Source organism: Streptomyces sp. NPDC102274 (assembly GCF_044766385.1).
Lineage (GTDB): Bacteria > Actinomycetota > Actinomycetes > Streptomycetales > Streptomycetaceae > Streptomyces.
Genome location: NZ_JBIWLW010000032.1, coordinates 109,321 through 116,509 on the forward strand (window position 1 = coordinate 109,321; position 7,189 = coordinate 116,509).

Here is a 7,189-nt window from a genome sequence, read left to right on the forward strand (position 1 = left end):
CAAAAGTTCAGGTCCCAGGGCCTGTTGGGAAAGTCCGCCTGGCCTGCGCGCGGACGACGCTGCTTTCGCGATAGCTCCGGGCCCTCCGGCCCGTCGACGTGTGAGATGTCCTCGGGCAGGCCCTCCGCCGCGTGGTCGGCTCGCCCGGACCGGCCCAAAATCCGCTACAGAACGTCTATTTCATCCGGATCGGACGGTACCGCCGTTCACTCACCTCCGATGGCGACCGCGAGCTCGGTCAGCCGCTCGGCGGCGCCCTCGGCGAACGGCGCCGGCATCCCGTAGTAGCGGTGTGCCTCGTCCACCTCGTACCCGCCGTGGGCGAACTCCCCCGCGGGCGGGATGTATCCAGGGCAGCCGTCGGCGTAACCGATGACCAGGGTGTCGCCGGGGAGCCGGGCGGTGATGTCACGCGCCGTCTCCGAGAAGGGTTCGCCCGGCAGGGCCACCAGACGTACGCCGCCCCAGCGCAGCACAGTCACCCGCGCGGTCCAGGAGGCCATGGGCGTCGGCGCGACGTCCTCGGCCCAGGAGATCCAGCCGCGCAGCAGTGCCTGCCTCGCCGGGGCGGCGAGGGGCAGTTCCCGTTGCCAGTCCGTGCACGACGCGGCGGTGTCCCGGGGGTCCGGCGCGCGTAGCGGCAGATCGGTCTCCGCCGAGATACCCCTGGCCGGTCCCGCTGCGGGCGACAAGCGGGTGGGAACGGCCAGCGCCGCCTCGGCGATCCGGCCGCCGACCCGCTCGCACGCCTCGAAGGTGCGGTCCTGTGAGGTCTCCACCGACACCGACGCGTGGGCGCTGTGCCCGGTGTTCAGCTCTCCGCAGCATCCGGTGAGGAACAGCCCCACCGATCCGGGCTCGGCCGCCTCGATCGCCGCACGCACCGTGCCCGGGTAATCGGCCGTCCACCGACGGTTGTCCGCGCCGAGTACCACCGGATGGCACGGGTAGTTCACCACACAGACGAGAGACGAGCCTTCCGGGCGCCGGAACCGGACGACGGTCAGCGGGGCGTATACCGCGCCGTCGATCCGCCGCCGGTTGCGCGCGATTCCTGGATCCGGGCCGACGCCCACCTCGATCGTCGCCGGCTCCCGCGCGGCCAGCGCGCTGTGGGCGGCCTCGACGCAGGTGGCGGCCAGCGCGTCGGGATAGGCCCGGTCGAGCGGCCCGCCGAGGCGGCCCGGCATCGTGACCGGGCCGCCATGGGTATGGGTCGCCGCGACCACCGAGTGGCCGGGGATCGCGGCACGCACCCGCGCGCAGAAATCCTCGTGCAGACCGCAGGCGTCGACGGTGAGCAGGACGGTGTCGTCCACCGCGAGCGCACGCACCGTCAACGGGTCGTGTGCACCGGTGGCGGGTTCGGTGCGGGCGGCGAACCCGGACATCGCGAGCCCGGCCCGTGGGGTGCAGTCGCGGACGGCCACACCCACCCGGGGCATCACGCGCTCTCCCGCACCGTGACGCCGGAGGCCAGCACGGTGCGTACGTCGAGAGTGGTGTCCCCCGGCGACCACGCGAAGGTGACCAGATCGGCGGGCCCGCCGACGCGCAGTGTTCCGCGCTCCCCCACGAATCGTCCGGGGTTCACCGACGCCAGGCGCAGCGCGACGGACAGGGGCAGAGCCGCCATCGCGGCGGCGGTCGCCACCCCGTCGGTCAGCGACCGTGACGCACCGGCCAGGAACGGAGTGCCCACATAGGACAGTCGGCCGTCGTCCGACAACTCGACCTCTCCGCCCACCGCGGTGCGGTAGCGGCCCGGAGGCTTGCCACCCAGCGCGGTGGAATCGGAGACCAGGTGTGAGCGCTCAACTCCCTTGGCCCGGAGCATCGACTTGAATGTCTCCGCCGGAAAATGGTGTCCGTCGGCGATGAACCCGGCGTGGAGCCGGTCATCGGCGAGCTGCGACCAGAGATAGTTGGGGTGTCTGGCGAGCACGGCGTGCGCCCCGTTGCCGAGATGAGTCGCGCGCCCGCGTCGATGGCGCGGGTGATCTGCTCCGGTGTGGCGTGGGTGTGGCCGATCGCGCAGCGCACGCCCCTGCGCGTGGCTTCCGCGATGAACTCGATCGCCGCGTCCTCGTGCGGCGAGACGGTGACCATCCCCACGAGATCACCCCACCGGCGCAGTTCCGCGAGGTCGGCCCGCCGGATCTGGTCGGGGTCGTGGACTCCCCTCGGACCGTCCTCACCGGACAGATATGGCCCTTCCACATGGACGTAGGGAATCGCGTGCGCCACCATCGGGTCGGCCGCACGGGCCTCGGCGACCGCGTTCAGAGAGGCGATCACCCGCTCCTCGGCGGCGGTGACGATGGTCGGAACCACCGTGGTCACCCCGATTCGGTGCAGCGACCGCACGAGTTCCGCGACGACACCGGGATCCGTGTCCTCACCGTTGACGTCGTGCCCCTGGAAACCGTTGACCTGCAGGTCGACCAGACCGGGAGCGAGCCACAGTTCGGCCGGTTCGGCGAGTGTCCGTATCCGCGAGATCCGCCCGTCCTCGACGGTGACCCGGACGGTGTGGTTGGTCGCCGGGTCCCGCCCGGTGAGTGTCCTGCTCATAGCTTGGCCACACGCGAACGGAAATCTGCCAGGAACCGCGCGTTCGCCTCGTCTCCGCCCGGCGAGTTGCCGCTGCGCCACACCGGCGGCTCCACCCCTGTCCCGGCCAGCAACTGGACAGCCCGCAGTACCAGGGCGTTCAGCGCGTAGGCGTTGGCGAAAGTGGACACGGCGGCCAATCGCTCGGTCACTCCGTCCATGGTGATCACCGCGTCGCCGATCGGAACCTTGGTGTCGATGGCGATGTCCACCAGGTCGTGCAGATTCACCTTCGTCGGGTGCCGGGCCGGATGGTCCGGTGCGGTGTTCTCGCCACAGACGTGCTGGCGCGCGTCGAAGCCGCGGAAGCGGCCCTGCACGCACTCGGCCTGCGCCGCTGCCGGGTGCGGGCTCACGCCAACGGCAATGTGGCCAGCGTCGAACTCCCCGAAGAAGACCTGGCCGGCGCGGTCGACCGGCGCCGTGAGATCTCCGACGCGGAACTGGCCGAGGCGAATACCACGAAGAAGCGAAGATCATCGTGTGGCGGCCGGCCGCCCCGGGCGGCTTCCGGCTGGGAATCGTCACAGCCGGCACCGCCGACGGTCCGGTGGCCGCGGAGGCGGCGACGACCGCCCGCAGTATCGGGTTGCTCGTGTCGGAGTACCACGACGTCGGCGTCGCGGGCATCCACCGGTTGCTGAACAGGATCGAACCGATCTCGGCTTCCGACGCGCTGATCGTGGTGGCCGGCATGGAGGGCGCGCTGGCCAGCGTGGTCGCCGGACTGGTCTCCGTACCGGTGGTCGCGGTGCCCACCTCGACCGGGTACGGCGCCGCGCTGGAGGGCGTGACCGCGCTGCTGGCCATGCTGAGCTCCTGCGCGGCCGGGGTCACCGTGGTGAACATCGATGCCGGTTTCAGCGCGGCGATGGCCGCCTTCGGGCTGGCGCGGGCGGCGGCATGATCCTCTGGCTGAATCCGTTTTCCGGGATTTCCGGCGACATGCTGCTCGGCAGCCTGATACTGCGGTTCGCGATAGAGAGACCGGTGAAGCTGCGGCGAACGCCGCCAGGCGCCGCACGTAGCCGGGCCGCTCGTCCTCGCGGTTCGCGGATCGCGGATCGCGGATCGCGGATCGGATCTCTTCGGAGTGGTCCCCGGTCGTACGCGTGGTCGGTGAGGACTGAAGATTCGTTCCGCTGCGGCCGGCATCTCGTCCATCTCGTCCCGCCGGCGTCCAGGTGCAGCCGGGTCAAGTGGAAGCACCGCCGCCACGTCACCGGCCACACCGGGCGCCGGGACGCGTCGATCTCCTCCATCTGCTCCCGCTGCTCGCTCGGTATCGCCCCGGCCGACGACTCCACCGGCAGCCCCTCGGCACGCCGTTCATAATCCAGACATCCGGCCGGACGGTCCGGAGGGCGAGCTTCCCGACCCCGACCGACGCGGGGCGAGGGGGCTCCGGCGGGCGCTCGCCGGGAGCGATCGGGCACGGGGACCAGTGCGTACAACGGGCGGGGACGAACGTGCCGTCGGTGTTCGTGGGGCGTGAAACGGCGCGTGGACAAGCCCTGTTGTTGGGACTCCGGAGCACCTCTGATGCCGGAGCGGCGGCTGCCGCAGTCCGGAAACATACTGCTACTCACGGTGTGGTCGTGTGGGAGCCTGATGCCCCGCATACGAGTCCGCGTTCCGTGACTCGCCAGTACGCCAGTAGTCAATAGTCAGTAGTCAGTAGTCAGTGGTCAGCGGCCGACAACCAACAGCCGATAGCCGGTAGTCGGCGTCCAGGTGTGTTCTTCGCGGTCGGCTCCGCGTCGTTCCACTTCACCGCCGTTCCACTTCACCGCCGTACCGCTCAGCACCTCAGTCCTGTCCCGCCCTTCATGGCCGGAGGTACACATGGAAATTCAGCGCATGCGTCCATTCAGACGCAGACCCGGACCCAGACCTGCAACCAGACCCGCAACCAGACCCGGGCGATGGCGGCTGCTCGCCGCGTTGGCCGGTCTGTTCACCCTGACCGTCGTGCTGACACCGAACGCCACGGCCCAGGACCGGACGCGGCCCCAGGCCGCTCGGGCCTTCAGCACCGCCGAACTCGCCACCGTCGGCGACACTCTGCTCAACTCGGGGATCACCGGCACCGCTTGGGCCGTCGACCAGAGGGCCGGCCGGGTCCGGGTGACGGCCGACGAGAGCGTGAGCCAGGCCGAGATCGCGAAGCTCAAGCACGCGGCCGGTGACCTCGCCGGCGCGTTACTGATCGAACGTACCAAGGGACACCTGGAGCCTCGGGGCCCGCTTCCCGGGCAGGCGACCTATGACCTGAGATGGGTGCCGTGCACCCTCGGATTCAACGTGCGTATCGGCACCGCGCACTACTGGCTGACAGCCGGACACTGCTACCAGATCGGTCAGATCCTGTACGAGCGGAAATGGCCGCCGGATGACCCGAACCCGCCGGACCCGCTCGGCCAGATCGTCGGCAATTCCTTCCCCGGTAATGATTTCGGGATCGCCAGATACTCCACCACTCCGACGGACACCCAGGGCGTCATCTACCTCCACAACGGCACCGTCCAGGACATCACCGGTGCCGCCAACCCGACGGTCGGCCTGGGGGCCTGCGCCAGCGGCAGCACGACCGGTGTGCGCTGCGGACAGGTCAATGGGCTCAACTACACCGTGAGTCTTGCCAATGGCACCCTCACCGGACTGATCCGCACCAATATCTGCTCGGAACCCGGTGACAGCGGTGGCCCGCTGTACGCGGGAAGCACGGGACTCGGCCTGACCTCGGTCGGCAGCGGCAACTGCACGAGCGGGGGCACCACCTTCTTCCAGCCCCTCGTCGAGGCCCTCAACACCTATGGCGCCACGGTCTACTGACCGCCCGCACACGTACCGTCCCGTCCCGTCGCCCGCGCAAGGCGACGGGACGGTACGGCACCCCTGCCCGGCTGCCCGGCCGGAGGGCGGCGGGATCCAGGCCATGCCAGTAACGGGGTCATACCCGGAAAGTGGCCATGGCGAGGCGGGCTGTCACCGGGTGCGCCCGCTCTCGTACAGTCCGTGGTGTCAGAGCTCCGTTACGGCCAAGCACAACCGTTGACCAGGAGAAGAATCATGGACCCCGAAGCCGGTCCCGGCTCCCTTTCGCACATTCCCGCAACGGGATGGCCGGTCCCCGAAGCCGAGCCTGAACTCGTGGAGCGGTGGCGGTCGGGGGGAGGCGAACTGGTCGAGCTGCTGTGCCAGGTGCGCGAGCGGTTCGGCGGCATCGCCGCGTTCCGCCTCGGGCCGGCCCCCACCGTTCTCGTCACCGACCCGCAGGCCGTCCAGCACGTACTCGCCCGGCACCCGGAGCGGTACGTCAAGCGCTCCCACCGCGCCCGTCTGCTGATCGGCGACGGAGTCCTCGCCGCCACCGGTGCGGCGTGGAAGGGCCAACGCCGCTTGTTACAGTCCCAGTTCACCGGCCCCGGCATGCGCCGCTACGAACAGCGGATCACCGAGGCCGCCCGGACCACCGCCGCGCGCTGGGCCGGGTACGCCCGTACCGGGCAGAGCCTCGATGTCGGGCGGGAGATGCGCCGCTTCGCCCTGGACGCCATCTGGCGCTCTCTCACCGGGAACCCCCTCGATGACGGAACCGAGCGCGAACTGGACGCCGTAGCCGCCGTGGCTGCCACCCTTCCGACTCTGCCCGCCGATGTCACCGACGCCCGGGACGCCGTCGCCGCCGATCTCGCCCGGATCGACGCGGTCGCCCGGCACACCATCGAGGCAGCCCGCGGCGGGCAGGCCGGCCCCCATGGCCCCGGCCTCCTGCACGTCCTGATCGACGCCGCCACCGAGCGCCCCGAGTACACCGACCGGCTGATCCGAGACGAGCTGGTCACGCTGCTCGCGGCCGGGCACGAGACCACCGCCACCACCCTGACCTGGCTCTACCTGCTCCTCGACCAGCACCCCACCACCCGCGAACAAGCCCTCGCCGCCGGCGGCGAAGGCTCAGCGCAACGCCGCCACGCCATCCAGGCCCTGGTCCACGAGACCCTCCGCCTCTACCCGTCCGTCTGGATCCTCCCCCGCCACGCCACCGAGGACGACACCCTCGCCGGCTACACCATCGAGGCGGGCACCGACATTCTGGTCTGCCCGTACCTCACACACCGCGCCCCCGAACTGTGGCCGGACCCAGAGCACTTCGACCCCAAGCGCTTCATCACCCCGGACGGCCGACCTGCCCACCCGGGCTCCTACCTCCCCTTCGGCATCGGTCCCCGAGCCTGCCTCGGTCTGCAATTCGCGCTCCGCGAATCGACCGTCCTCCTCGAACACCTGCTGCCAGTGCACACCCTGACCTTTCACTCCACCCCCACGAAGGCGCTGTACGGCATCACCGTCCGCCCGGACGGCCCGACTCCCGCAACCTTGGTACCGCCACGCGGCTAGGCCGTGTCGTCAAAGTCCCGCCTGCCCGGCGACGCCCGGCACGCACGCTCGCCGCGTTGTCGGGATCACCCAGTACGTCCAGTACTGGGGAGACCCTCCGCCTTGCGATCGCGCTCGGCATCCGCAGGACAGTTCCCTGTGCCGAGACGGAGCGAGCGAAGCGAGTGCAGTG

Annotated in this window: 7 protein-coding genes and 1 pseudogene; 4 read left to right on the forward strand and 4 right to left on the reverse strand. The window is 70.4% G+C overall.

All coding sequences use genetic code 11. The features are described 5' to 3' along the window. Positions 1–206: 206 nt before the first annotated feature. The 4 genes from ACIRQP_RS32800 to ACIRQP_RS32815 are packed head-to-tail and all read right to left on the reverse strand — an operon-like array spanning position 207 to position 2,969. Positions 207–1,445: a hypothetical protein gene (locus tag ACIRQP_RS32800; protein WP_403896631.1), complete on the reverse strand. Its 1,239-nt coding sequence runs from the start codon at positions 1,443–1,445 to the stop codon at positions 207–209. Continuing rightward, positions 1,445–1,702, reverse strand: a complete 258-nt coding sequence (locus tag ACIRQP_RS32805; protein WP_403896633.1) for a hypothetical protein — start codon at positions 1,700–1,702, stop codon at positions 1,445–1,447. Before ACIRQP_RS32805 ends, ACIRQP_RS32800 begins: the two co-directional genes overlap by 1 nt. Then, positions 1,663–2,574: a hypothetical protein gene (locus ACIRQP_RS32810; protein WP_403896636.1), complete on the reverse strand. Its 912-nt coding sequence runs from the start codon at positions 2,572–2,574 to the stop codon at positions 1,663–1,665. Before ACIRQP_RS32810 ends, ACIRQP_RS32805 begins: the two co-directional genes overlap by 40 nt. Then, entirely contained in the window at positions 2,571–2,969 is a 399-nt protein-coding gene (locus ACIRQP_RS32815) for a hypothetical protein (RefSeq protein ID WP_403896639.1), read from the reverse strand. The genes ACIRQP_RS32810 and ACIRQP_RS32815 overlap by 4 nt, the downstream gene beginning before the upstream one ends. Before the next feature lie 104 nt (positions 2,970–3,073). On the opposite strand from ACIRQP_RS32815, the pseudogene larB reads away from it, so the two are divergent. The 4 genes and pseudogenes from larB to ACIRQP_RS32835 form a co-directional block, all read left to right on the forward strand. After that, a pseudogene (larB, locus tag ACIRQP_RS32820) lies at positions 3,074–3,520 on the forward strand (nickel pincer cofactor biosynthesis protein LarB); the annotation flags it as partial. A 212-nt stretch (positions 3,521–3,732) separates the two neighbouring features. Then, a complete protein-coding gene (locus ACIRQP_RS32825) occupies positions 3,733–3,948 on the forward strand; it encodes a hypothetical protein (RefSeq protein ID WP_403896641.1) in 216 nt (71 codons plus the stop codon). Positions 3,949–4,584: 636 nt separating this feature from the next. After that, positions 4,585–5,448, forward strand: a complete 864-nt coding sequence (locus ACIRQP_RS32830) for a S1 family peptidase (RefSeq protein ID WP_403896644.1) — start codon at positions 4,585–4,587, stop codon at positions 5,446–5,448. 237 nt (positions 5,449–5,685) lie between these two features. Beyond that, positions 5,686–7,017, forward strand: a complete 1,332-nt coding sequence (locus tag ACIRQP_RS32835) for a cytochrome P450 (protein WP_403896647.1) — start codon at positions 5,686–5,688, stop codon at positions 7,015–7,017. Positions 7,018–7,189 lie beyond the last annotated feature (172 nt).

Coding starts and splice junctions, on each gene's coding strand:
- ACIRQP_RS32800 (WP_403896631.1), bottom strand. CDS start 1,445: ATGCCCCGGGTGGGTGTGGCCGTCCGCGACTGCACCCCACGGGCCGGG.
- ACIRQP_RS32810 (WP_403896636.1), bottom strand. CDS start 2,574: ATGAGCAGGACACTCACCGGGCGGGACCCGGCGACCAACCACACCGTC.
- ACIRQP_RS32835 (WP_403896647.1), top strand. CDS start 5,686: ATGGACCCCGAAGCCGGTCCCGGCTCCCTTTCGCACATTCCCGCAACG.